Origin of the sequence: Streptomyces sp. NPDC051310 (assembly GCF_044455245.1) — a bacterium.
In the GTDB taxonomy this organism is placed as follows: Bacteria; Actinomycetota; Actinomycetes; order Streptomycetales; family Streptomycetaceae; genus Streptomyces.
Window position 1 is genome coordinate 21,777 of record NZ_JBITEO010000013.1, and the last position, 23,409, is coordinate 45,185.

The 23,409-nt window shown below is 74.2% G+C and carries 22 protein-coding genes; 14 read left to right on the forward strand and 8 right to left on the reverse strand.

Going from position 1 to position 23,409, the window contains the following annotated elements:
* Positions 1-9: 9 nt before the first annotated feature.
* From ACIA79_RS20105 to ACIA79_RS20120, 4 genes are all read right to left on the reverse strand, one after another.
* Positions 10-342: a hypothetical protein gene (locus tag ACIA79_RS20105; protein WP_399429674.1), complete on the reverse strand. Its 333-nt coding sequence runs from the start codon at positions 340-342 to the stop codon at positions 10-12.
* Positions 343-449: 107 nt separating this feature from the next.
* On the reverse strand, positions 450-1,541 hold the full coding sequence (locus tag ACIA79_RS20110; RefSeq protein WP_399429675.1) for a threonine aldolase family protein: 1,092 nt from the start codon (positions 1,539-1,541) through the stop codon (positions 450-452).
* Entirely contained in the window at positions 1,520-2,281 is a 762-nt protein-coding gene (locus tag ACIA79_RS20115) for an SDR family NAD(P)-dependent oxidoreductase (RefSeq protein ID WP_399429676.1), read from the reverse strand. The genes ACIA79_RS20110 and ACIA79_RS20115 overlap by 22 nt, the downstream gene beginning before the upstream one ends.
* 29 nt (positions 2,282-2,310) lie before the next feature.
* Complete coding sequence (locus ACIA79_RS20120) at positions 2,311-3,753, reverse strand: DUF6421 family protein (protein ID WP_399429677.1); 1,443 nt, start codon at positions 3,751-3,753, stop codon at positions 2,311-2,313.
* 337 nt (positions 3,754-4,090) lie between these two features.
* Between ACIA79_RS20120 and ACIA79_RS20125 the strand changes: the two genes are divergently transcribed.
* Both ACIA79_RS20125 and ACIA79_RS20130 read left to right on the forward strand, forming a co-directional pair.
* The gene (locus ACIA79_RS20125) at positions 4,091-4,774 is read left to right on the forward strand and encodes a glycerophosphodiester phosphodiesterase (protein ID WP_399429678.1); all 684 of its coding nucleotides are present in this window, start codon (positions 4,091-4,093) and stop codon (positions 4,772-4,774) included.
* Positions 4,775-4,892: 118 nt separating this feature from the next.
* Entirely contained in the window at positions 4,893-7,487 is a 2,595-nt protein-coding gene (locus ACIA79_RS20130) for an ATP-dependent Clp protease ATP-binding subunit (RefSeq protein WP_399429679.1), read from the forward strand.
* Positions 7,488-7,702: 215 nt separating this feature from the next.
* Here the strand turns inward: ACIA79_RS20130 and ACIA79_RS20135 are convergent, their stop codons facing one another.
* The gene (locus tag ACIA79_RS20135) at positions 7,703-8,266 is read right to left on the reverse strand and encodes a GNAT family N-acetyltransferase (protein WP_399429680.1); all 564 of its coding nucleotides are present in this window, start codon (positions 8,264-8,266) and stop codon (positions 7,703-7,705) included.
* Positions 8,267-8,430: 164 nt separating this feature from the next.
* On the opposite strand from ACIA79_RS20135, the gene ACIA79_RS20140 reads away from it, so the two are divergent.
* The 7 genes from ACIA79_RS20140 (at position 8,431) to ACIA79_RS20170 (ending at position 14,500) form a co-directional block, all read left to right on the forward strand.
* On the forward strand, positions 8,431-8,991 hold the full coding sequence (locus tag ACIA79_RS20140; RefSeq protein WP_399429681.1) for a DUF5134 domain-containing protein: 561 nt from the start codon (positions 8,431-8,433) through the stop codon (positions 8,989-8,991).
* 94 nt (positions 8,992-9,085) lie between these two features.
* On the forward strand, positions 9,086-10,042 hold the full coding sequence (locus ACIA79_RS20145; protein ID WP_399429682.1) for a M56 family metallopeptidase: 957 nt from the start codon (positions 9,086-9,088) through the stop codon (positions 10,040-10,042).
* Between the two features lie 63 nt (positions 10,043-10,105).
* A complete protein-coding gene (locus ACIA79_RS20150; RefSeq protein ID WP_399429683.1) occupies positions 10,106-10,783 on the forward strand; it encodes a phosphatase PAP2 family protein in 678 nt (225 codons plus the stop codon).
* 18 nt (positions 10,784-10,801) lie between these two features.
* The gene (locus tag ACIA79_RS20155) at positions 10,802-11,494 is read left to right on the forward strand and encodes an HAD family hydrolase (protein ID WP_399429684.1); all 693 of its coding nucleotides are present in this window, start codon (positions 10,802-10,804) and stop codon (positions 11,492-11,494) included.
* Between the two features lie 153 nt (positions 11,495-11,647).
* On the forward strand, positions 11,648-12,304 hold the full coding sequence (locus ACIA79_RS20160) for a TetR/AcrR family transcriptional regulator (protein WP_399429685.1): 657 nt from the start codon (positions 11,648-11,650) through the stop codon (positions 12,302-12,304).
* Positions 12,305-12,408: 104 nt separating this feature from the next.
* Positions 12,409-13,767, forward strand: coding sequence for an FAD-dependent oxidoreductase (locus tag ACIA79_RS20165; protein ID WP_399429686.1), 1,359 nt, complete (start codon positions 12,409-12,411; stop codon positions 13,765-13,767).
* A 259-nt stretch (positions 13,768-14,026) separates the two neighbouring features.
* Positions 14,027-14,500, forward strand: coding sequence for an MSMEG_6728 family protein (locus ACIA79_RS20170; RefSeq protein WP_399429687.1), 474 nt, complete (start codon positions 14,027-14,029; stop codon positions 14,498-14,500).
* 41 nt (positions 14,501-14,541) lie between these two features.
* Here ACIA79_RS20170 and ACIA79_RS20175 read toward each other — a convergent pair whose 3' ends face one another.
* A complete protein-coding gene (locus ACIA79_RS20175; RefSeq protein ID WP_399429843.1) occupies positions 14,542-14,895 on the reverse strand; it encodes an ArsR/SmtB family transcription factor in 354 nt (117 codons plus the stop codon).
* Positions 14,896-15,024: 129 nt separating this feature from the next.
* Here ACIA79_RS20175 and ACIA79_RS20180 point away from each other — a divergent pair, with 129 nt between their 5' ends.
* From ACIA79_RS20180 to ACIA79_RS20200, 5 genes are all read left to right on the forward strand, one after another.
* The gene (locus ACIA79_RS20180) at positions 15,025-16,107 is read left to right on the forward strand and encodes an NADH:flavin oxidoreductase/NADH oxidase (protein ID WP_399429688.1); all 1,083 of its coding nucleotides are present in this window, start codon (positions 15,025-15,027) and stop codon (positions 16,105-16,107) included.
* A 134-nt stretch (positions 16,108-16,241) separates the two neighbouring features.
* Positions 16,242-17,330, forward strand: a complete 1,089-nt coding sequence (locus tag ACIA79_RS20185) for a WD40/YVTN/BNR-like repeat-containing protein (RefSeq protein ID WP_399429689.1) — start codon at positions 16,242-16,244, stop codon at positions 17,328-17,330.
* A 33-nt stretch (positions 17,331-17,363) separates the two neighbouring features.
* On the forward strand, positions 17,364-18,041 hold the full coding sequence (locus ACIA79_RS20190; RefSeq protein WP_399429691.1) for a uracil-DNA glycosylase: 678 nt from the start codon (positions 17,364-17,366) through the stop codon (positions 18,039-18,041).
* Positions 18,042-18,063: 22 nt separating this feature from the next.
* Positions 18,064-19,092 carry an N-acetylglucosamine kinase gene (locus ACIA79_RS20195; protein WP_399429692.1) on the forward strand — a complete coding sequence of 343 codons (1,029 nt, stop codon included), beginning with the start codon at positions 18,064-18,066 and terminating at the stop codon, positions 19,090-19,092.
* Between the two features lie 88 nt (positions 19,093-19,180).
* A complete protein-coding gene (locus ACIA79_RS20200) occupies positions 19,181-20,101 on the forward strand; it encodes a sirohydrochlorin chelatase (protein WP_399429694.1) in 921 nt (306 codons plus the stop codon).
* Positions 20,102-20,611: 510 nt separating this feature from the next.
* On the opposite strand, the gene ACIA79_RS20205 is transcribed toward ACIA79_RS20200, so the two are convergent.
* On the reverse strand, positions 20,612-21,670 hold the full coding sequence (locus tag ACIA79_RS20205; protein WP_399429695.1) for a lactonase family protein: 1,059 nt from the start codon (positions 21,668-21,670) through the stop codon (positions 20,612-20,614).
* 94 nt (positions 21,671-21,764) lie between these two features.
* Positions 21,765-23,288: an FUSC family protein gene (locus tag ACIA79_RS20210; protein WP_399429696.1), complete on the reverse strand. Its 1,524-nt coding sequence runs from the start codon at positions 23,286-23,288 to the stop codon at positions 21,765-21,767.
* Positions 23,289-23,409: the final 121 nt, after the last annotated feature.

Genomic DNA, 23,409 nt, shown 5'->3' on the forward strand with positions numbered 1-23,409 from the left:
GTCCGCCGTTCAGAGTTCCGTGGGCAGCGTCTGCCACAGGTGCGCCCGGTCGGGAGCGGCCTGCGGGACGTTCGACACGACCGGTTCAGAATACTGTACCGGATAGTCCAATACATTGGACTCCGAGCGCACGGCGAAGGCCGACTGCCCCCGGTCGGCGTCCACCGAGTGCGCGATGGCGTCGCGGACCAGCTCGAAGGAAGCCTTCTCGCATGAGTATGCATCCGGATGATCAACGGTGAGACGGGCGGCGATGCCGCGCACCGGCGAATGCTCATGATCGATGGCTTCACCGGGCGCGATTTGGGCGGAGAGTTCGGGGGTGTGCTGAATCAGCTCCATATGCACCGACCATAGAGAAGCGACCGGCTGGAGTCAATGAACTTCCAGCCGGTCGCATACTCATGCATGTCATCAGGTGGCGCCGAGGGCGCGGGATCCATGGCGGATCAGCGTGCCATCTCGTCCTTCAGCGCCAGGAGGAAGGCATCGACGTCGTCCTCCGACGTGTCGAAGGAGCACATCCACCGTACGTCTCCGGCCGCCTCGTCCCAGAAGTAGAACCGGAAGCGCTCCTGGAGCCGCAGCGACACCTCGTGCGGCAGGCGCGCGAAGACCGCGTTCGCCTGGACGGGATAGAGGATCTCGACGCCGTCGACCGCCCGGACGCCCTCCGCCAGCCGCTGCGCCATCGCATTGGCGTGGCGGGCGTTGCGCAGCCACAGGTCCTTGGCGAGCAGCGCCTCGAACTGCACCGACAGGAACCGCATCTTGGACGCCAGCTGCATCGACATCTTGCGCAGGTGCTTCATGTGCCGCACCGCGTCCGGGTTGAGCACCACCACGGCCTCGCCCATGAGCATGCCGTTCTTGGTGCCGCCGAAGGTCAGCACGTCCACGCCCACCGCGTTGGTGAACGCGCGCATCGGCACGTTCAGCGACGCGGCGGCGTTGGCTATCCGGGCACCGTCGAGGTGGACCTTCATGCCCAGCCCGTGGGCGTGCTCCACGATCGCCCGGATCTCCTCGACCGTGTACACGGTGCCGAGCTCGGTGTTCTGGGTGATCGAGACGACCTGCGGCATCGCGCGGTGCTCGTCGTCCCAGCCGAACGCCTGCCGGTCGATGAGCTCCGGCGTCAGCTTGCCGTCCGGAGTGGTGACGGTCAGCAGCTTCAGCCCGCCCATCCGCTCCGGCGCCCCGCCCTCGTCCACGTTGATGTGGGCGGACTCGGCGCAGATGACCGCGCCCCACCGGTCGGTGAGGGCCTGGAGGGCCGTGACGTTGGCGCCGGTGCCGTTGAAGACGGGGTACGCCTCGGCGGTCGGGCCGAAGTGGCTGTGCATCACCCGCTGGAGGTGCTCGGTGTAGACGTCCTCGCCGTACGAGACCTGGTGGCCTTCGTTGGCGAGGGCGATCGCCGCGAGGACCTCCGGGTGGGCGCCGGCGTAGTTGTCGCTGGCGAAGCCGCGTACGGTCGGGTCGTGGCGCCGCCGGGCGTCGGTCCTGACGGCGGGGGTCACGGCTTGGGGGTCAGCCACAGGCGCTGTCCATTCACTTCCTGGGCGGGCTTCTCCCACAGGCCGGCGATGGCGTCGGCCAGGTCCCTGGCGTCCGTGAAGCCCGCGAACTTCGCATTGGGGCGCTCGGCGCGCATCGCGTCGTGCACCAGTGCCTTGATCACCAGGATGGCAGCCGCCGCCTTGGGCCCTTCCTCGCCCCCCGCCTTGCGGAAGGCGTCGGCGAGCGCGAGGGTCCACGCCTCGGCCGCCGCCTTGGACGCGGCGTACGCGGCGTTGCCCGCGGTCGGCCGGGTGGCGCCGGAAGCGCTGATGAGCGCGTAGCGGCCGCGGTCGCTGCGCAGCAGCCCGTCGTGGAAGGCGAGGGAGGTGTGCTGGACCGTGCGGATCAGCAGCTTCTCCAGCAGGTCCCAGTCGGCGAGGTCGGTCTGGGCGAACGAGGCGCTGCCGCGCCAGCCGCCGACGAGGTGGACCAGGCCGTCGATGCGGCCGAACTCCTTCTCGGTCTTGTCCGCCCACGCACGCGTCGCATCCAGGTCGAGCAGATCGACGATCTCCCCGGTGACGGTGGCGCCGCCGTGCATGTACCGGGCCGCGTCGACCGCCTCGGCGAGGCGCTCCGGGTCGTAGTCGGCGCCGACGACCGTCGCGCCGGCCGCGGCGAGCCGCATCAGGGCGGCGCGCCCGGCCGGGCCGGCCGCTCCCGCCACCGCGATGACCGCGCCTTCCAGCGCCCCGTTGCCGTTACCGTCGCCGTTCATGGACGTCGCCTCCTCCTGCGTACGAGAGTTCACGCGGCGGCCTCGGAAGCGGTGCCCGCACCGGGGGTCGCCGCGGTGATGCCCTTGGTGGAGGCGATCACGTTCTTCAGCTTCTTGGCAAGCGCCTCGTAGAACATGCTGAGCGGAAACTCGTCCGGAAGCACGTCGTCCACCAGCTTGCGCGGCGGCAGGCTCAGGTCCAGGGCGTCGGGGCCCTTGGCCCAGCGCGAGCCGGGGTGCGGGGCGAGGTAGGTCGAGACCAGGTCGTACGCGGCGAACCAGTGCACGAGCTTGGGGCGGTCGATGCCGTCGCGGTAGAGCTTCTCGATCTCCGCGCAGAGGTCGTTGGTGACCTGGGGGGCCCGCTCCCAGTCGATCTGCAGGGTGTTGTCGGTCCAGCGCACCACGTCGTGCTTGTGGAGGTAGGCGAAGAGGAGCTGGCCGCCGAGGCCGTCGTAGTTGCGCACGCGGTCGCCGGTCACCGGGAAGCGGAACATCCGGTCGAACAGCACGGCGTACTGCACGTCACGGCCGTGCGGGTTGCCCTCGGCCTCCAGCTTCACGGCCTCCTTGAAGGCGGTGAGGTCGCAGCGCAGCTCCTCCAGGCCGTACATCCAGAACGGCTGGCGTTGCTTGATCATGAAGGGGTCGAACGGCAGGTCGCCGTGGCTGTGGGTGCGGTCGTGGACCATGTCCCAGAGGACGAAGGCCTTCTCGCAGCGCTCCTGGTCGCCGAGCATCTCCTGGATGTCGCCGGGCAGCTCCAGGCCGAGGATGCCGACGGCGGCCTCGGTGACGCGGCGGAAGCGGGCGGCCTCGCGGTCGCAGAAGATGCCGCCCCAGCTGAAGCGCTCGGGGGCCTCGCGGACGGCGATGGTCTCCGGGAAGAGGACGGCCGAGTTGGTGTCGTAGCCGGAGGTGAAGTCCTCGAAGGTGATGCCGCAGAAGAGCGGGTTGTCGTAGCGGGTGGCCTCCAGCTCGGCGAGCCAGTCCGGCCAGACCATCCGCAGCGCGACCGCTTCGAGGTTGCGGTCCGGGTTGCCGTTCTGCGTGTACATCGGGAACAGCACGAGGTGCTGGAGGCCGTCGACGCGGTGGGCCGCGGGCTGGAACGCCAGCAGCGAGTCCAGGAAGTCGGGGACGGCGTAACCGCTGTCGGCCCACTTGCGCAGGTCGGCGACGAGGGCGCGGTGGTACGCGGCATCGTGCGGCACCAGCGGGGAGAGCTGCTCCACGGCGGCGACGACGCGGTCGAGCGCGGCGTCGACCGTCGCGCGGGAGGGGGCTCCGTCGGCGCCGAAGTCTATGGAGCCGTCCGCCGACTGCCAGACGCGGATCTCCTCCACGGCATTCTTGAGCTCGGGCCAGGCCGGGTGGTCGACCACCCGGGCGTCCGCCCCGGCGTCGGTATCTGCGGCCCCATGGGCCCCCACAGTCCCAGCAGCAGCTTCCTGCACAAGAATTTCCGTCATCACTTTCCTCCACGGGAGAACCTCGCGTTAAGGCACCGTATCCATGGGCGGTTCTTCGCCACAAGTGGAGGTGGAAGAAATTATCCTGCCGACCCCCCGTCGTGACCGCTGTTTTTCCTGTCCCGGGATGCTGAGGCGCATGCATCGGCGGTGGATGAGGGCCGAACGGGTGGGTTGACCTCGGCGGCCGGTACCCCGGCGCGTGCCGGGGGCGCGCGCGGGTGAGGGAACGGAGTGCTCCATTCCGGCGTGGCGTGGCCGGTCACATCCCATGGGGCCGCCGTTAGGCTGCGGCCGTCCCGCGTGGATCCGGTCACCCGACGGAAGCGAGAAGGTCTTGGGTTTCCTCATCATCGGTCATCGCGGAGTCATGGGTGTCGAACCCGAGAACACCCTGCGCTCCTTCCGCCGCGCCGAGAGCGCGGGCATGGACGCCATCGAGCTCGACCTGCACCTGAGCAAGGACGGCGCCCTGGTCGTGATGCACGACGCCGAGGTCGACCGCACCACCGACGGCACCGGTCCGGTCGCCGACAAGACCCTCGCGGAGCTGCGCGGCCTCGACGCGGGGCTCGGCGAGCGGATCCCCGTGTTCGAGGAGGTGCTGGAGGCGGTGCGCGCCCCGATCCAGGCCGAGATCAAGGACGTGGCCGCCGCCCGCGCGCTGGCCGGGGTGCTGCGGCGGCACGACCCGGCCGGCCGGGTGGAGGTGTCGTCGTTCCACGACGAGGCCGTCGCCGAGATCGCCCGGCTGGTGCCGGGGGTGCGGACGGTGCTCATCGCCGGCCACTGGGGCCCCGACATCGTGGAGCGGGCGCAGGCCGTGGGAGCCGCCGCGCTGGCGCTGAACATCCGCCGGCTGACCCTGGAAACCGTCGAACGGGCGCGGGCGGCCTCCCTGCGGGTCATCGGCTGGGTGGTGAACACTCCGCAGCACCTGCGCCTGGTGCGTGCCCTGGAGCTGGACGGCGCGACCACCGACTTCCCGGAGATCCGGCGCACCGGCCGTTTCACCGCCTGACCCGCCCCGCCGGGCCTGGTGGGAGCCGCTCCCGCCCCGTCCGCCCCAGGTGTAACCGCAAGGCGCCCGGGAACCCGCGACGTGTCCCAAGCCACCCCAGGACACCGGACGGACACATATGAGCAGCGGCTTCATGGGCCCGGAAGGCTTCGGCCCCGACGCCTTCAGCGAGTTCCTGGCCCGCTTCTTCGGCGGCGGGGCGGGATCGCCCGGCGGAGCGGGCCGGTCCGGGCCCCGGTACATCGACATCGGCCGTCTGATGAGCGAGCCGGCCCGCCGGATGGTCGGCGACGCCGCGTCGTACGCGGCCGAGCACGGCAGTACGGACCTGGAGACCGAGCACCTGCTGCGGGCGGCGCTGACCACCGAGCCGACCCGCGACCTGATCGCCCGCGCGGGCGCCGACCCCGACGCCCTGGCCGCCGAGATCGACCGGAGCGCGGGCGAAGGCCCCCGGCAGTCGCGCATCGCCGTGACACCCGCCGTCAAGCGGGCCCTGCTCGACGCCCATGACCTGGCGCGGCACACCGGCGCCTCCTACATCGGGCCGGAGCACGTGCTCGCCGCGCTCGCCGCCAACCCCGACTCGGCCGCGGGCCGCATCCTGACCGCCGCCCGCTTCGACCCGGGCGCCGTCCCCGGCAGCGGCGGCGGCAGCGCACCGCGCGTCCCGCCCGGCGGCTGGGCGGACACCGGCGTCGACCACCGGCCGCTGCCCCAGCGCAGTACGCCGACCCTCGACAAGTACGGCCGCGACCTGACCGAACTGGCCAGGGCGGGCCGCATCGACCCGGTCATCGGCCGCGAGCCGGAGATCGAGCAGACCGTGGAGGTGCTCTCCCGGCGCGGCAAGAACAACCCGGTGCTGATCGGTGACGCCGGTGTCGGCAAGACGGCCGTCGTCGAGGGGCTGGCGCAGCGGATCGCCGAGGGGGACGTGCCCCACACGCTGCGCGACCGCCGGGTCGTCGCCCTGGACATGACGGGGGTCGTGGCCGGCACCCGCTACCGGGGCGACTTCGAGGAGCGGATGAACGCCATCATCGACGAGATCCGCTCGCACTCCGACGAGCTGGTCGTCTTCATCGACGAGCTGCACACCGTGGTCGGCGCGGGCTCCGGCAGCGGAGGCTCCGAGAGCGGCTCCATGGACGCGGGCAACATGCTCAAGCCGGCCCTCGCCCGCGGGGAGCTGCACATCATCGGGGCCACCACGCTGGAGGAGTACCGCCGCTACATCGAGAAGGACGCGGCCCTCGCCCGGCGCTTCCAGCCGATCCTGGTGCCCGAGCCGAGCCCCGAGGACGCGCTGGAGATCCTGCGCGGCCTGCAGGACCGGTACGAGGCCCACCACCAGGTGCGGTACACCGACGAGGCGCTGCTCGCGGCCGTCGAGCTGTCCGACCGCTACCTCACCGAGCGGTTCCTGCCCGACAAGGCGATCGACCTGATCGACCAGGCCGGGGCCCGGGTACGGCTGCGCTCCGACTCGGGCGACGCCGATGTGCGCGTCCTGGAGCGGCAGCGCGAGCAGCTGCTGCGGGACAAGGACCAGGCCGTGGCGGCGGAGCAGTACGAGAGGGCCACGGAGCTGCGCGACCGGGTCCACGACATCGAGGAACGGATCAAGGCGGGTCGCGGCGAGCCGCAGGCCGGGGACGGCCGGGTCCTGGAGGTCACGGCCGAGGCCGTCGCCGAGGTGGTCAGCCGGCAGACCGGGATCCCGGTGAGCAGCCTGACCCAGGAGGAGCGGGAGCGGCTCCTCGGCCTGGAGGAGCACCTGAAGAAGAGGGTCATCGGGCAGGAGGAGGCCGTCACGGCCGTCTCCGAGGCGGTGCTGCGCTCGCGGGCCGGGCTCGCCGACCCCAGCCGCCCGATCGGCAGCTTCATGTTCCTCGGCCCCACCGGCGTGGGGAAGACCGAGCTGGCGCGGGCGCTCGCGGACGCCCTGTTCGGCAGCGAGGAGCGGATGGTGCGCCTGGACATGAGCGAGTTCCAGGAGCGGCACATGGTCAGCCGGCTGGTCGGCGCGCCGCCGGGGTACGTCGGCCACGAGGAGGCCGGCCAGCTGACGGAGGCGGTGCGCCGCCACCCGTACTCGCTGCTCCTGCTGGACGAGGTGGAGAAGGCCCACCCGGACGTGTTCAACATGCTGCTGCAGGTGCTGGACGACGGCCGGCTGACCGACTCCCAGGGACGGACGGTCGACTTCAAGAACACCGTCATCGTGATGACCAGCAACCTCGGCTCGGAAGCGATCGGCGGCGCGCGCGGCCTGCTCGGCTTCGGCGCGACCGGCGCGGAGGCGGACGAGGAGGCGCTGCGCGAGCGGGTGCTGCGGCCGCTGCGCGAGCACTTCCGTCCGGAGTTCCTCAACCGCATCGACGAGGTCGTCATCTTCCGGCGCCTCGACGAGGAGCAGCTGCGGCAGATCACCGATCTGCTGCTGGAGGAGACGCGGCGCAGGCTGCGCGCCAAGGACGTGGCGGTGGAGTTCGACCCGGACGCGGTCGACTGGCTCGCGCGGCGCGGCCACCAGCCCGAGTACGGGGCGCGGCCGCTGCGGCGCACCATCCAGCGGGAGGTGGACAACCGGCTGTCACGGCTGCTGCTCGACGGCCGCCTGCCGGCGGGAGCGCGGGTGCGGGTGAACGTGGGGAACGGGCAGTTGGCGTTCCACACCGACGAGCCCGCGGAGCCGGGGCCTTCCTGACCGGCCCCGGCCGGGCGGCCCCGGTCCGCTGCGGTGCGGCCCCGGACCGGGGCGCGGGGCGGCGTGCGGCAGGCTGCTGGGGCCGGGGCTTCCCGGGCCGATGCGGCGTGCGCGGGCCGCGCGCGCGCCGGGAGCGGCGGGCCGTCCAGGGGCGGGCTGCCTCCGGGCGGGCGCCGCCGCAGCGGGCCGCGGCCGTCAGCGGCAGGGGGGCACGGTCACGACGGGCCGCGGTCGAGCTCCTTGACGAGCAGCTCGAACCGGAGGTCGTCGCGCTGCGGCAGGCCGAAGCGCTCGTCGCCGTACGGGAACGGGGTCGTCTTCCCCGTGCGGCGGTAGCCGCGCCGCTCGTACCAGGCGATCAGCTCCTCGCGGACCGAGATCACCGTCATGTGCATCTCGCGCGCGCCCCACTCGGCGGCGGCCAGCCGTTCCGCCTCGGCGATCACGCGGCGCCCGACACCGCCGCCCTGAAGCCCGGGGCGGACGGCGAACATGCCGAAGTAGGCGGTCTCGCCGCGGTGTTCGAGCTGGCAGCAGGCGATGATCTCGCCGTCGCGTTCGACCGTCAGCAGCCGCGAACCAGGGGTGGTGATGACCTGCCGCACGCCGTCCGCATCGGTCCGCTGCCCCTGGAGGATGTCCGCCTCGGTCGTCCAGCCGGCGCGGCTGGAGTCGCCGCGGTACGCCGACTCCACCAGGGCGACGAGCGCGGGGACGTCGGCCTCGACGGCGTCGCGGTAGGTCAGCTCCAGCCCGTCCCGGGGCGGTGCGGTGTCCATGGGGCTCTCCTCGGTCCTGGTTTCTCGCCAGGGAGCCTAACGCGCAGGGCGCACCGGGCTCACGCTCCCCCGTACGCCCCCGTCGTACGACCCTGCGCTCGCGTGCCGCCGGATCCGTGCGGGCATCCTCCCGCCGAGCCGTCTCGCCGAACGGGGAGGTACGCGTGCACGGACCCGCGATGACCGGCTGGCTGCTGGCCGCCCTGTGCGGATCGACCGCTGCGTACTGCCTGGTGCGGATGCGGCGGTGCGGCGGTGCGGCGCGGACGGCGGCCGGGGGTGAGGCCGTGATGGGTTTCGGCATGGCGGCCATGGCGGTGCCGGTGTCCGTACCGCAGGGGTGGGTGGTGTACGCGGCGGTGTTCGGTGCCGCGTCCCTGCACGCCGCGTGGCCGGCCCGGCGCGGGGGCCACCACCTGCACCATCTGGTGGGCTCGCTCGCCATGGTCTACATGGCGGTGGTGATGGCCGGAGCGGGTTCCGGGGCACACGGCGGCCACGGTCTCGCCGACCCGGGCGGGATTCCGCTGGTGACGGGGGCGCTGCTGGCGTACTACGCGGCCTACGTGGTGCGGGCCGGGACGCGGCTGGTGCCGGTGGCCGTGCCGGCCGGCGGGCCGGTCGCCGACGGGCCGGTGGCGGCCGAGGCGGCGGGGGCGGGGGTGGCGGCCGCCTGCCGCGTCTCCATGGGAACGGCCATGCTGGCGATGCTTCTGACGCTGTGAAGCACGGGCTCGGGGGCCTTGTCAAACCGTGTCGTGCGTCACTTGGCCCACGAGACCATACCGGTGAGTAGTCCCGCGCTCATAAGGTGAGTCCATGGTGGTCTCCCTCACGCTGCTCACGCTCGGCGTTCTGACCGCGCTGACGGCTCCGCGGCTGCTGGCCCGGGCCGACTGGGCGGAGCGCGAGCCGGTGGTGGCGCTGTGGGTGTGGCAGTGCGTGGTGGCCTCGGTGCTCATCAGCTTCGGGCTGTCGATGACCCTCAGCGCGGCGGCCGCCTGGCAGGCGGTGCGCGGACATGTGTTCGCGCCGGCGCCGCAGGCGGTCGTGGAGGCGTACGCGCTGGCCGCGCACGGCCCGTGGTCCGCGGTCCTCGCGGTGCTGCTGGCCTGCGGTGGCCTGTGGAGCGCGGCGATGCTCACGCGGGAGGTGCGCCGGGCGCGGGCGCGGCGCCGCCGACGGCGCGCCGAACTCCTCGTACGGGCACCGCTGTTGCCGGGTGAGGAGCCCGGCAAGGAGCCGCTGGTGCTGCTGGAGGGGCCGCGCCCGGAGGCCTGGTGGCTGCCGGGGACGGCGCCACAACTGGTGGTCACCACCGCCGCGTTGGACCGGCTGAAGGGGCGCCAGCTGGACGCGGTGCTCGCCCATGAGCAGGGGCACGCGCGCGCCCGGCACGACTGGCTGCTGCACTGCTCCGCGGCGCTGGCGACGGGCTTCCCGCAGGTCCCGGTGTTCGCGGCGTTCCGCGACGAGATGCACCGGCTGGTGGAGCTGGCCGCCGACGACGTGGCCTCCCGGCGGTTCGGGCGGCTGACGATCGCCCTGGCGCTGGTGGAACTGAACGAGGACCGGGGCGTCTTCGGCCCCTCCCCCGCTCCGGACGCGCAGCTCCCGCAGCGGGTCAACCGGCTGCTGACCGCCGCGCCCCGGCTCACCGCGGGCCGGCGCCTGCGGCTGACGGCCACGGCGGCGCTGGTGCCGGTGGTACCGCTGATGGTGGCGTTCGTACCGGCGCTGATGGCGTTCGTACCGGCGCTGCGGGGACTGCGGTAGGACGGATTGCGGGAACGTCCCGCGCGCGGGGATAGCCGCCCCGTTCCCGGTAAGGATCGTTCCATGCACTCCCCCACACCCCCTCCCCCCACACGCACCCCGTCCGCCCCGGCCGTCGCATGGTGGTCCGGCGTCCCCGCGGGGGTGCTGCTCGTGCTCGTCGCGGTGGAGTGGGGCCCGCTCGCCTCGTTCGACCGGATGGTGGCGGACGGGCTGCACGCGTCGGCGGTGCGCAGCCCGGTGTTCACCCGGGTCAACCGGGTGCTCAGCGACTGGGTGTGGGACCCGTGGGCGATGCGGGTGCTGATCGCCGTGGTCGTGGCCTGGCTGTGGTGGTCCGGGGAACGGCTGCTCGCGCTGTGGACGGCGGCGGTCGCCCTGGTCGGCGCGGCGTTCCAGCACCTGCTCAAGGCGGTGGTGGGCCGGGACCGGCCGCAATGGGCGGACCCGGTGGACCACGCGCACTTCGCGGCCTTCCCGTCGGGGCACGCGATGACGGCGGCCCTCACCTGCGGTCTGCTGCTGTGGCTGCTCGCGCTGCACGGCAAGGGCCCCGGCACGCGCGCGTGGCGCGCGGTCCTGGCGGTGGGCGTGTTGTCGGCGCTGGGGGTGGGGCTGACCCGGATGTACCTGGGGGTGCACTGGGCGTCGGACGTGGTGGGCGGCTGGTTGCTCGGGGTGTGCCTGGTGGCGGTCTCCGTCCTGGCCTTCGAGCGGACGGCAGGGTCCCGGCGGGGCTGAGCGGGGAAGGATCCCCGCATGACGATCAAGAGCGTGCTCTTCGACTTCTCCGGCACCGTGTTCCGCGTCGAATCGACCGAGGCGTGGCTGGGCGCGGTCCTGGCCGCCTCCGGAACGGCGGCCTCTCCGGCGGACGCCGCCCGCTGGGCCGGGGAACTGGAGACCGCCGGGGCGCTGCCGGGCGGCGCCGCCCCGCGGCACCTTCCCGAGCACCTCGCCGGGCTGTGGGCCTCCCGTGACCTGAGCGCCGGGCACCACCGGGCCGCGTACACGGCGCTGGCCCGTCAGGTGGAGCTGCCGGACCCGGGGCTGTACGACGCGCTGTACGAGCGCCACATGACACCGGACGCCTGGCAGCCGTACCCGGACGCGGCCGAGGTGCTGGGCGCGCTGCGCGACCGCGGGGTCGGGGTCGCCGTGGTGAGCAACATCGGCTGGGACCTGCGCCCGGTGTTCCGCGCGCACGGGCTGGACCGCTTCGTGGACGCCTACGTCCTGTCGTACGAACACGGCATCCAGAAACCGGACGGGCGGCTGTTCCTGGCGGCGTGCGCGGCGCTGGGCCAGGACCCCCGGCGCGCGCTGATGGTGGGCGACGACCGGAATGCGGACGGGGGCGCGGCGCGGGTGGGCTGTGCGGTGCACTTCGTGGACCATCTGCCGGCGCTCGCGCGCCCGGCGGCTCTCCGCCCGGTACTGGGACTTCTGTGACGACCGGGACGCACGAGCGCGCCAAGGGACCGGGCGATCCCCCGCGTCGCCCGGTCCGCATGACACCCGCCCCGCTGACCTGCAGCGCAGTGCTTCGCAGCGGGCACTCCCTGAGTATATTGGCTCAGAGCCAGTCAACGCAGGAGTTAAAGCATGTCCCCGCGGAGCGCATCGGTCAATGAAGAAATGCGGCGGCGCTCCAGGGAGCGGCTGCTGCAGGCGGCGGTGGAACTGGTCGGCGAACGGGGGTACGAAGCCACGACGCTGGGCGACATCGCCGACCGGGCGGGCTCGGCGCGCGGTCTGGTCTCCTACTACTTCCCCGGCAAGCGGCAGCTGTTGCAGTCGGCGGTGCACCGTCTGATGCACCGCACGCTGGAGGCGGCCCTGGAGCGCGAGCCGCGCAGCGAGGACGGCCCGGAGCGGCTGGCGCGCGCCATCGACGCCATCCTGACGCTGGCGGTGGAGCAGCCCCGGCTGATGCGGACCCACATGGCGGGGATCCTCCAGGCCGAGGGGTTCGTGCAGTGCCCCGAGCAGCAGCGGCTGGCCTTCCTGTTGCGGGACACGGTGGCCCGGTACGGGGCGCGGGACGTGGACGCCGACTATCCGCTGCTCCGGGCCCTGCTGATGGGCGCGGTCTTCGCGGTGGTCGTACCGGGCGCGCCGATGCCACGGGCGCGGCTGCGCGCCGAGCTGTTCCAGCGGTACGGGCTTGACTGGGAGCTGGGGGTGCCGCCGGGCGACGGACCGGGCGGTCTGGCGCCCGAGCCGGAGCCGGCGGCCGCGCCGCCCGTGTCGTCGGCGTAGGTCCGGCACATCCGGCACATCGGCACGGCCCCCCCCGGTCGGCCGTCTCCCGCGGCGGGCCCAGCGGTGCGATGCTGGAGGTCCCTGCGGGAAGGAGCGCAGCCGTGCTTCGAGTCGCCGTCGTCGGTTCCGGCCCGAGCGGGGTCTACACCGCCCAGTCCCTGGTGGAGCAGACCCGGGTGCCGGACGTCCGCGTCCACGTCCTGGACCGGCTGCCCTGTCCGTACGGGCTCGTGCGGTACGGGGTGGCGCCGGACCACGAGAAGATCAAGTCCCTGCAGAACAACCTGCGCGCGGTGCTCGAGCACGAGCGGATCGGCTTCGTCGGGAACGTCGAGGTCGGCGCCCGGGGCGTGACACCCGCGCGGCTGCTGGAGCTGTACCACGCGGTGGTGTACTGCGTGGGGGCGGCGCGCGACCGCAGGCTCGGCGTGCCGGGCGAGGAACTGCCGGGCAGCTACTCCGCGACGGACTTCGTGTCCTGGTACAGCGCGCACCCGGACGCCGTCGGGAACGGCTTCGGCGTCGCGCTCGCCGCCCGCTCGGCGGTGGTGATCGGCGTGGGGAACGTGGCGGTGGACGTGGCGCGGATCCTGGCGCGCGGTCCGGAGGAGCTGCACCCCACGGACGTCCCCCAGACGGCGCTCGGCGCGCTGGCGCAGAGCCGGGTGCGCGCGGTGCACATGGTGGGCCGGCGCGGCCCCTCGCAGGCCAAGTTCACCACCAAGGAGCTGCGCGAGCTGGGGGCGATGCCCGGGGCACGGGTGGAGGTGGATCCCGCCGACCTGGCGCTCGACCCTGCGTACGCGGATCCGGCGGGGCTGCCGGCGGTCAACCGCCGCAACGTCGAGGTGGTGCGCGCCTGGGCCGCGGACACCGCCCCGGACCCCCGGGAGCGGGTCATCCGGGTGCGGTTCTTCCTGCGGCCCGTGGAGGTGCTGGAGCGGGACGGCCGGGCGGCCGGGGTGCGCTTCGAGCGGACCCTGCCCGACGGCACGGGCGGCGTGCGGGGCACCGGCGCCTACGAGGACATCGAGGCCCGGCTGGTGCTGCGCGCCGTCGGCTACCGCGGTGTGCCGCTGGAGGGCCTGCCGTTCGACGCGTCGCGCGGCACGGTGCCGCACGCGGCGGGGCGGGTGCTGCGCGACGAGAGGCCGTCACCGGGCGAGTACGTCGCGGGCTGGATCAAGCGCGGACCGACGGGCGTGATCGGCACCAACCGGCCCTGCGCCAAGGAGACGGCCGCCTCGCTGCTCGACGACGCCGCGCTGCTGCTGCGCCGCCCGGTCGCCGACGACCCGGTGGCCGCGCTGCGCGCCTGGGGCCTGCAGCCGGTGGAGTGGCCGGGCTGGCTCTCCATCGAGCAGGCGGAGGCGGCTCTGGGCCGCACGCTGGGGCGTTCCACGGTGAAGATCGCGGACTGGGCGGGGCTGCTGGAGGCGGCGGGCGCACCGCCGCGGTAGGGGGTGTCTTGTCGATCAGGCCGGATCAGTGAGCGGCGTTCGGTGCCGCGCATCGCAAGGCGGAGGAGGAGCCGACGCGGTGGGGGGCTTCCGTGCCCGAAGGGCAACGGGGGCCGTCGGCGACCGACGACAACGCAGCGAGGTGCGGTGCCGGGCGCCGCGAGCCCGGCACGATCGGCAAGACACCCCCTAGGCCGCCTTCCGTGTCCTGCCCGGCTCGTGCCGCTCGGCCTCCCGCGGCGCGTGATAAGCAGACCGTATGCAGACATTCCTGCCCTTCTCCGGCTTCACCCGGTCGGCGACGGCGCTGGACCCGCGCCGGCTGGGCAAGCAGCGAGTGGAGGCGCTCCAGGTGTTCCGCGGTCTGACCGTGCCCGGTTACGGGTGGCGCAGGCATCCCGCGGTCCGCATGTGGGCCGGTTACGAGGAGGCCCTCGTCCGGTACTGCCTCGACGTCTGCCTGGTCTGGACCGCGGAGGGCCGGTCCGACACGTGCGCCTCCACGTTGATGCGCGACTTCCACGCCTGGAGCCCGGGGACGGAGGTCCGGCGCCAGGACCGGCTGGCCGCGGACGGGGACCTGCCGCCATGGCTCGGCGACCCCGCGTTCCACCGCAGCCACCAGTCGGCCCTGCTCCGCAAGGACCCGCAGTACTACCAGGGCCGGTTCCCCGGCGTACCGGACGACCTGCCGTACCTCTGGCCGAAGTCGGACCGGGACCCGGAGCCCTAGCTTCCGGCATCGGGCTTCCGTTCCGGGCTCCCGGCTTCCGGCTAGGGAGCCGTGGCCAGACGGGCGGACTGGTGCGCGGCGGCAGCGAGGACCGTGTCCAGCAGGCCGGGGAAGAGGGCGTCCAGGTCGTCCCGCCGCAGGCCGTTCATCTTGGCCGTGCCGCGGTAGGTCTGGCGGATGACGCCGCTCTCGCGCAGGACGCGGAAGTGGTGGGTGGTGGTCGACTTGGTGACGGGCAGCTCGACGTACGAGCAGGCCACCTCGGCGTCGGCCGCCGCCAGTTCGCGGACCACGCGCAGCCGCATCGGGTCGGACAGCGCGTGGAGCACGTCTTCGAGGCGGATCTCGGCGCGCGCGGGATGGGCGAGCTCGCGCGGGCCGGTCGCGGAGGTCACAGGGGTCACGGCGGCTCCAGACTCATCGGGTTCCCCCATTGTACGAGGACCCTCGTAGTTTGACAGGCGACGTACTACGATGGTTATCGTACGAGCAGTACCCCGGTCCCGCCGTGAATGGAGTCCGCCGTGAGCGCACTGTTCGAGCCCCGCACCCTGCGGTCGCTGACCGTCCCCAACCGCGTGTGGATGGCACCGATGTGCCAGTACAGCGCCGAGGCGTCCGGGCCGGGTGCGGGCGTCGCGAACGACTGGCACTTCGCCCACTACGCGGCCCGCGCCGCGGGCGGCACCGGGCTGATCCTGCTGGAGGCGACCGCGGTGTCCCCCGAGGGCCGGATCAGCCCGTACGACCTCGGCATCTGGAACGACACCCAGGTGGAGGCGCTGCGCCGGATCACGGCGTTCCTCAGGACCCAGGGCACCGTGCCCGGCATCCAGATCGCCCACGCCGGACGCAAGGCGTCGACCGGCCGCCCCTGGCAGGGCGGTGGCCCCGTCGGCGGCGACGAGCACGGCTGGCAGCCCGTCGGGCCGAGCCCCGTACCGTTCGACGACGGCCACCCCGTGCCCGACGAGCTGACCGGCGACGGGATCCGCGAGATCGTGGGGCAGTTCGCGGCTGCGGCCCGGCGCGCCCTGGACGCGGGCTTCGAGGTCGTCGAGGTCCACGGCGCCCACGGCTACCTCATCGGCGAGTTCCTCTCCCCGCACAGCAACCACCGCACCGACGCGTACGGCGGCTCCTTCGAGAACCGGACGCGCTTCGCCCTGGAGGTCGTCGACGCGGTACGGGCCGTGTGGCCCGATGAGCTGCCGCTGTTCTTCCGGATCTCGGCCACCGACTGGCTGGAGGAGCAGGCGGGCTGGACGGCCGACGACACGGTGCGCTTCGCCGCCCTGCTCGCGGAGCACGGCGTGGACCTGCTCGACGTGTCGACCGGCGGCAACGCACCGCGCGTCCGCATCCCGGTGGGCCCCGGCTACCAGGTCCCGTTCGCCGCGCGGGTGAAGGCGGAGACGGGTCTGCCGGTCGCCGCGGTGGGGCTGATCACGGAGGCCGAGCAGGCGGAGAAGATCGTGGCCAACGGCGAGGCGGACGCGGTGCTCCTCGGCCGTGAGCTGCTGCGCAACCCGTCGTGGGCGCGGCACGCGGCGCGCGAGCTGGGCGGCGACGTCCACGTGCCGGACCAGTACCTCCGGTCGGTCTGACGCCGCGGCCGGCTGGTGCGGGCCGGCGCTGACACGGGTGCCGACCTGCGGGAACGCAGAGCGGGGCGCCACTGTCAGTGGGTGGGTGCACACTGGCCCGTATCCGCGACAACGGCGTCCTGGAGGTGTCGGCCATGACCGACGACGTACTGCTGACCGTAGGCACACGCAAAGGGCTCTTCATCGGCCGCAGGCGCGGCGGCCGATGGGAGTTCGGCGGCCCGCACTTCAACGCGCAGGCCGTGTACTCGATCGCCATCGACACGCGCCGGACCACGCCCCGGCTGCTGGCGGGGGGCGACAGCTCGCACTGGGGCCCGTCGGTGTTCCACTCCGACGACCTGGGAGAGACCTGGGTCGAGCCCCGGCAGCCTCCGGTCAAGTTCCCCAAGGACACCGGCGCTTCGCTGGAGCGGGTGTGGCAGCTCCACCCGGCGGGCCCCGCGGCTCCCGGCGTGGTGTACGCGGGGACGGAGCCCGCAGCGCTCTTCCGCTCCACCGACGACGGCGAGACCTTCGAGCTGGTACGCCCGCTGTGGGAGCACCCGACCCGGTCGCAGTGGATGCCCGGTGGAGGCGGCGAGGCGGTCCACACGGTCGTCACGGACCCCCGCGACCCCGACGCCGTCACCGTCGCGGTGTCGGCGGCCGGGGTGTTCCGGACCCGGGACGGGGGCGCGACCTGGTCTCCCTCCAACGACGGCGTGTCGGCGGTCTTCCTGCCGGACCAGCACCCGAAGTTCGGGCAGTGCGTCCACAAGATCGCGCAGGACGCCGGCGATCCCGACCGGCTGTACCTCCAGAACCACTGGGGGGTGTACCGCAGCGACGACGGCGGCGCCAAGTGGACCGACATCGGCGCGGGCCTGCCCTCCGACTTCGGTTTCGCGGCCGTGGCGCATCCGCACCGGGCGGACGTGGCGTACGTGTTCCCGATCACCGCCGACGCGGACCGGGTCCCGGCCGGCCGCCGCTGCCGGGTCTACCGCACCACCGACGCCGGCGAGTCCTGGGAGGCGCTCTCGGACGGCCTGCCGGAGGGCGACCACTACGGGACGGTGCTGCGCGACGCGATGTGCGCGGACGACGCCGATCCGGCGGGCGTGTACTTCGGCAACCGCAACGGCGAGGTCTACGCGAGCGCGGACGAGGGCGACAGCTGGCAGTTGCTGGCCTCGCACCTGCCGGACGTGCTGTGCGTCCGGGCGGCCGCCATCGGGTGAGGGGCGGCTCGCTGCGCCAGTAGAGTGACGGCCGTGGCAGCACGACCGTTGAATGAAATCGTCGAGCCGGGGTGGGCGCACGCCCTCGCGCCGGTGGCCGAACGCATCGCCGCGATGGGCGACTTCCTCCGCGCGGAGATCGCCGCGGGACGCACCTACCTACCGGCCGGAGCGAACGTACTGCGCGCGTTCCAGCAGCCGTTCGACGAGGTAAGGGTGCTGATCGTCGGCCAGGACCCGTACCCGACACCGGGGCACGCGGTGGGGCTGAGCTTCTCGGTCGCGCCCGAGGTGCGGCCGTTGCCCCCCAGCCTGGACAACATCTTCCGGGAGATGCACGCCGACCTGGGCCTGCCCCGGCCGTCCAGCGGTGACCTGACGCCGTGGACCCGGCAGGGGGTGCTGCTGCTCAACAGGGCGCTCACCACGGCGCCCCGCAAGCCGGGCGCTCACCGCGGCAAGGGCTGGGAGGAGGTGACCGAGCAGGCCATCAAGGCGCTCGCCGCACGCGGCAAGCCGCTGGTGTCCGTGTTGTGGGGCCGTGACGCCCGCAACCTGCGCCCGCTGCTCGGCAGGCTCCCCGCCATCGAGTCGGCGCACCCGTCCCCCATGTCGGCGGACAAGGGCTTCTTCGGCTCCCGCCCCTTCAGCCGTACGAACGAACTGCTGCTCCAGCAGGGGGCCGAGCCGGTCGACTGGCGCCTGCCGTGACGTCGCGGCGGGACGGTACCGCGTGAGCGACCACCCGTGGGTGCTGGGGGTCGACTCCGGTGGGTCGGGGCTCCGTGTGGCGCTCGGCCGCGCGGCCGCGGCCCGGGAAGGCGCCGAGGGCGGCACCGGGAGCGACCGGCGGGGTGTCGTGCGCGCCGTCGACACCGTGCCCCTCGCCGAGCCCGTACCGACCGGAGAGCGGGGGATCGACGCCGGGGAGTTGCTGGCGCGGCTGGTACCGGCCGCGGAGGCACTGCTCGGACGGGCCGGGGCGGGGACCGGGGACCTCGCCGCCGTCGCCGTCGGAGCGGCCGGAATGTCGACGCTCGGCGACGAACTGCGCGCCGAGCTGCCCGCGGCGCTGCGGCGCACCCTCGGCGTGGAGCGCCTCGCACTGGCGGCCGACGCCGTCACCGCCTACGCCGGTGCGCTGGGCCGGCGGCCGGGCGCGGTGGTCGCGGCGGGCACCGGGATGATCGCGCTCGGCACGGACCTGAGCGTGTGGCGCCGCGCGGACGGCTGGGGCCATCTGCTGGGCGACTGCGGCGGCGGCGCCTGGATCGGCCGCGCCGGCCTCGACGCCGCCCTGCGCGCCCACGACGGACGGCGCGGCGGGTCCGCCCCGCTCCTGGCGCGCGTCCGGGCCGTGTTCGGAGAGCCGGGCGCACTGCCGGGGCAGCTCTACCCGCGCGCCGACCGGCCCGCGGTGCTGGCCTCGTTCGCGCCCGAGGTCGCCCGGTGCGCCTCGGACGGCGACCCCGTCGCGGCCGCGGTCCTGGCGCGGGCGGCACGGCACATCGCGGAGGCCGCGGCGGCCGTCTGCCCGCCTCCCGCGGACCGCGAAGTCGCGCTCACCGGCGGCCTGTTCCGGATGGGCGACCCCCTGCTCGTACCGCTGCGGGCCGAGCTGGCGGAGCAAGTGCCGCACGCCCGGCCGGTGATGGCCGAAGGCGATCCCCTCACGGGGGCGCTGACCGTCGCCGCGGCCCTCGCCACGGGCACGCTCCGGCTGCCTCGCGAGCCGGGCATGCTGGAGACAACCCCTGCGTAGCGGATGCTTGGGACATAGCCGGACAGAGGGCTCCCGACCGGACCCTCCCCAAGCATCGGGGCAGGTAAAGCCAGTAGCATGCCGGGCCATGAGCTCCCCCACTGGGCCTGCTTCCGGCCTGCCTGTACGAATGCCGCGACCCCGACAGTCCGGGCGGCACCGTCGCCCTGAACCCGTGGCGGCGCCCGAGGGCGCGCCCGTGCTCGTCCTCGCCGTTCCCGGCGCCCCTTCCGCCGCGGTGCGCGGTCTGGCGGAAGAGGTCGTGAGCATCGCCCGTGCCGAGCTGCCCGGCCTGGAGGCCGCGATCGGCTTCCTGGACGGCGACGACGCCGAGTACCCCACGCTCTCGGGCATCGTGAAGCAGGCGGCCGCGCTGCGGGCGGAGCGGTACGAGCTCGCCCGCGCCGCCGGGCGCGAGGTCGCCGAGCCCGAGGGCCCGGCCGCCGTCGTGGTGCCGCTGCTCGCCGGCCCGGACCACGCCCTGATGGACCGCATACGGGAGACCGTCGCGAACAGCGGCGCGCCCGCCCAGCTGACCGACGTCCTGGGCCCGCACCCGCTGCTGGCCGAGGCCGTGCACGTCCGGCTGTCCGAGGCGGGTCTGGCCCGCGCCGACCGGGCCCGGCTGTTCACGGTCGCCACGGCGGCCGACGGCATCGTGCTGGCCACGGTCGGCGGCGAGGAAGCCGTCCAGGCGGCCGGCATCACGGGCATGCTGCTGGCCGCGCGCCTCGCGGTGCCGGTGATGGCCGCGGCGCTCGACCAGGAGGGTTCGGTGGCGGCAGTCGCCGAACAGCTGCGCGGCTCGGGTTCGCAGCAGCTCGCCCTCGCGCCGTACCTGATCGGCCCCGAGCTGGCCGAGGGCCTGCTGGAGGAGGCCGCCCGGGCCGCGAACTGCCCGGCGGCCGAGGCGCTGGGCGCCTACCCGGCGGTCGGCAAGCTGGTGCTGTCGCAGTACTCGGCGGTACTGGGCCTCGCCCAGCAGCCGCAGGGGGCGCCGGTCCGCTGACCGCGCCGCCACGACGGCGAAAGGCCCGCACCGGGAACCACCGGGGCGGGCCTTCGCGCGCCCGCCCCGCGTCCGGCGTCCGTACGGTGCCCATCCGCCCCGCGTCCGCCGTCCGTACGTGTCGGGGCGGGCCTCCGCGCACCCGCCCGCCTCCGGCGTCCGTACGGTCCCTTCCGGCCCGCGCACGGCTTCCGGACCCGTATGTCCAGCCAGCCCACGCCTCCCGGACCCGTACGTCCAGCCCCCGCAGGGTTTCGCGGGTCCGAACGTCCAGCCCCTGCACGGCTTCGGGACCGTACGTCCACCCGCGTACGGCTTCCGGACCCCTGCGTCCACCCCGCGTACGTCTTCCCATACGGTCACGTCCAGCCCACCCACGGGCCCCTGTGCGGCTTGTCTGCGGCGCGCGAGCGGACCCGGCGTACAGCGTCCGTAGGGCGTCCGTCAGGCCGCGCGAGCGCAACCCGCGTGCGGCTCCCGGTCAGCCCGGTCGCCCGGGGCGCGTACGGGTCAGGCGAAGACCACACAGGACGCCGCCGATGCTTCGACGGACCCTGCCCGGCTCGGTACGCCCGTCCTCCGGTCCAGGTCGAACCAGGTGACGTCACCGGAGCGCTCGTTGGCCACGTACAGCCGCCGCCCCTCCGGGTCGAGGGCCAGGTCGCGTGGCCAATGGCCGCCGCAGGGCACGGCCGCGACCGGCTCCGGCTTCTCGCGGCCCTCGTCGAGGGCGAGGACGGCGATGGAGTCGTCACCGCGCACCGCGGCCCAGGCGAAGCGCCCGTCGGGCGCGACGGCGATGCCGGAGGGGTAGCTCCGGGAGGACGCGTCCGCAGGCGGGAGGCCCGGCCGGGCGCCCGGCAGGACGTCCGTCCGGTGGACCGGTTCGAGGGCGCCCGCGGCGGCGTCCCAGCGGCAGACGGTGAGGGTGGGTTCCAGTTCGCCCAGCACGTAGACGTGGCTGCCCGCCGGATGGAAGGCGAGATGGCGGGGCCCGGTCCCGGGGGGCAGCACGGTCTCGGCGTGCGGGGCCGGGACGCCGCCGGCGAGGTCGTACACGCGCACGGAGTCGGTCCCCAGGTCGACCGCGAGCAGCCAGCGGCCGCCGGGGTCCGCCACCACCTGGTGGGCGTGCGGGCCCTCCTGCCGCTCGGGGTCGGGGCCCGCGCCGGTGTGCTCCAGCACCGTGGGCGTCCCGGGCGCGCCGTCCACGCCGAGCGGCAGCGCGCTCAGGCTGCCCGATCCGTAGTTGGCGGTGATCACGTGGCCGGCGGCCAGCGCCAGGTGCGTCGGACCGGCGCCCCGGACCGGGACGGGGCCGCCGATCAGGCGCGGGGCCGGACCGGTGATGTCGAAAGCCGCCGCGGCGCCTTCCGGCCTCTCCGACACCGCGTAGAGCACGGCGCCGCCGGGGGCGGGGGCCAGGAAGGACGGGTCGGGTACCTCGTCCGTCGCTCCGGTGATCGTCAGGGCGCCCGTCCCCGGATCGACGTCGGCCGCGGCGACCCCGCGCCCGCCGGCGGACGTGAACGACCCGATGAAGGCCCTGCGGCCCCCTCCGTACCCCATCGCAGTGCCCCTCTCCGATGCCGGCCGCCGGCCGGTCGCCGGTGGTGCGGGCGACGCTAGCAGGTCTAGACCAAGGCGGGGTGTTGCGGCGGCCCTAGGAGCGGACGGGAGAGGACGGACGCGAGCTCCGCAGCGGCCCGGCGAGGTCGACGAGGACCTTCTCCAGGCCGTGGAGGTGGCGGAGCGCGGCGTCGGTGACCGGGTGGTGGGACGCGGCGTCCGCCGCGGCGTCGGCCGGCTGCGGAGCGGTTGGTTCCGCGTCCGGTGCCACGAGGGCTCCCAGGGCGATCTCCACGCGCCAGCACGCCGCGGCGAGCCGGGCGTCGTGCGAGGCGACCGGGTCCGCCGCGACCGAGGCCAGGCCCCGTACCTCCCGGGCGCAGTCGTCCAGCAGGGCCAGGACCCGGCGGGCCCGGGCCTTGCGGGCGCGCAGCGGGCTGAGCGGGTGCAGGAGCGGGGCCAGCGACAGCCGCGCCCGGCCGAGCAGCACCTCCAGCTCGGCCGCGAGCGGCGCCGGGTCCGCCTCCGGGTGGCCCGCGAGGCGCCGCGCGGCCGCGGTGGTGCAGCCGTGCACGCAGTGCAGAGCGCGCCCGATCCACGCGTCCGTGGTGGCGTGCGTGGTGACGGGCAGCACGAACAGCACGGCCAGCGCCGCGCCCAGGGCCCCCACGCCGGTTTCGGCGAGACGCAGGGCGAGCAGGCTCGGCTCCAGCACGCCCAGGAGCCCGTACAGCAGGCCGACCATGACGGTGACGGCCAGCATCATCCAGGTGTACGACACGGGCGCCGAGTAGAAGATGCCGAAGACGCAGACCGCGACCAGCGCGGCCGTCGGCGCGAGGGCGCCGTCGAGCGGGACGGCGGCCACGAGGCTCACGGCGATACCGGCCAGCGTGCCGAGGATGCGGCGGAAGCCGCGGACCAGCGTCTCGCCGCGCGACGCGGTGTTGACGAAGATCCACCAGGTGGCGCCGACCGCCCAGTACCAGCGTTCCCCGGAGAGGAACTGCCCGGCGACGAGGGCGAAGGCCGCGGCGAAGGCGGCCTGGACCGCCTGGCGGGTGGTCGTGCGGGCGAGGCCCCTCCCGCCCGGCAGGGCGGGCACGGCGGGCGGCGGCGGCAGGCGGCGCTCGTAGCACCACAGGCCGAACCGGACGGCCGACGAGGCGAGCAGTGCGAGGACGACGGCCGCGTACAGCTCCGGCAGCTGCCCCGGCACGGTGCGCAGGAACTGCGACACGAAGAACGTCATGAACGCGAAGACGCCGAGGGCGTGGCCGCGCGGCCCCCAGCGGCGCACGTACACCGCGCCGCCGGCCACGGCGACGAACGCCAGGTCCCGGAGGAGCGCGTGGCCCTGGAGCCCGGCCGCGAGAGCGAGCACCGGGAAACCGACGGCGGGCAGCAGCGCGGTGGTGACCGCCTGGGCCCGGACCGTCGTGTCCGTGACCGTGAACAGTGCCAGCAGGGCGGCGAGACCGCCGGTGATGACGGCGGGGAGGGCATGCCCCGTGAGACCGCACGCGGCCACCGCCGTACTGATGCCGAGGACGGCCCGGACGGCGCTGCGCAGTCGCAGCCGCCCCGGGTCCGGAGCCACGAACATCCTCTTCAGCACTGCTTTCCCCGCCCCTTCTCCGTACGCACTTGTGTTCCCGGCCGGTGGGTACCGGCGGATGTCGGCACCGGCCGGCGCCCGCCGGGGGGACCAGCACCCGCCGACATGTACCGCCATGTAC

Bases quoted from the DNA above. Each gene is read 5' to 3' on its own strand.
- ACIA79_RS20105 (WP_399429674.1), bottom strand. From the start codon at position 342: ATGGAGCTGATTCAGCACACCCCCGAACTCTCCGCCCAAATCGCGCCC.
- ACIA79_RS20115 (WP_399429676.1), bottom strand. From the start codon at position 2,281: ATGAACGGCGACGGTAACGGCAACGGGGCGCTGGAAGGCGCGGTCATC.
- ACIA79_RS20120 (WP_399429677.1), bottom strand. From the start codon at position 3,753: ATGACGGAAATTCTTGTGCAGGAAGCTGCTGCTGGGACTGTGGGGGCC.
- ACIA79_RS20130 (WP_399429679.1), top strand. From the start codon at position 4,893: ATGAGCAGCGGCTTCATGGGCCCGGAAGGCTTCGGCCCCGACGCCTTC.
- ACIA79_RS20135 (WP_399429680.1), bottom strand. From the start codon at position 8,266: ATGGACACCGCACCGCCCCGGGACGGGCTGGAGCTGACCTACCGCGAC.
- ACIA79_RS20145 (WP_399429682.1), top strand. From the start codon at position 9,086: ATGGTGGTCTCCCTCACGCTGCTCACGCTCGGCGTTCTGACCGCGCTG.
- ACIA79_RS20150 (WP_399429683.1), top strand. From the start codon at position 10,106: ATGCACTCCCCCACACCCCCTCCCCCCACACGCACCCCGTCCGCCCCG.
- ACIA79_RS20155 (WP_399429684.1), top strand. From the start codon at position 10,802: ATGACGATCAAGAGCGTGCTCTTCGACTTCTCCGGCACCGTGTTCCGC.
- ACIA79_RS20160 (WP_399429685.1), top strand. From the start codon at position 11,648: ATGTCCCCGCGGAGCGCATCGGTCAATGAAGAAATGCGGCGGCGCTCC.
- ACIA79_RS20170 (WP_399429687.1), top strand. From the start codon at position 14,027: ATGCAGACATTCCTGCCCTTCTCCGGCTTCACCCGGTCGGCGACGGCG.
- ACIA79_RS20185 (WP_399429689.1), top strand. From the start codon at position 16,242: ATGACCGACGACGTACTGCTGACCGTAGGCACACGCAAAGGGCTCTTC.
- ACIA79_RS20200 (WP_399429694.1), top strand. From the start codon at position 19,181: ATGAGCTCCCCCACTGGGCCTGCTTCCGGCCTGCCTGTACGAATGCCG.
- ACIA79_RS20205 (WP_399429695.1), bottom strand. From the start codon at position 21,670: ATGGGGTACGGAGGGGGCCGCAGGGCCTTCATCGGGTCGTTCACGTCC.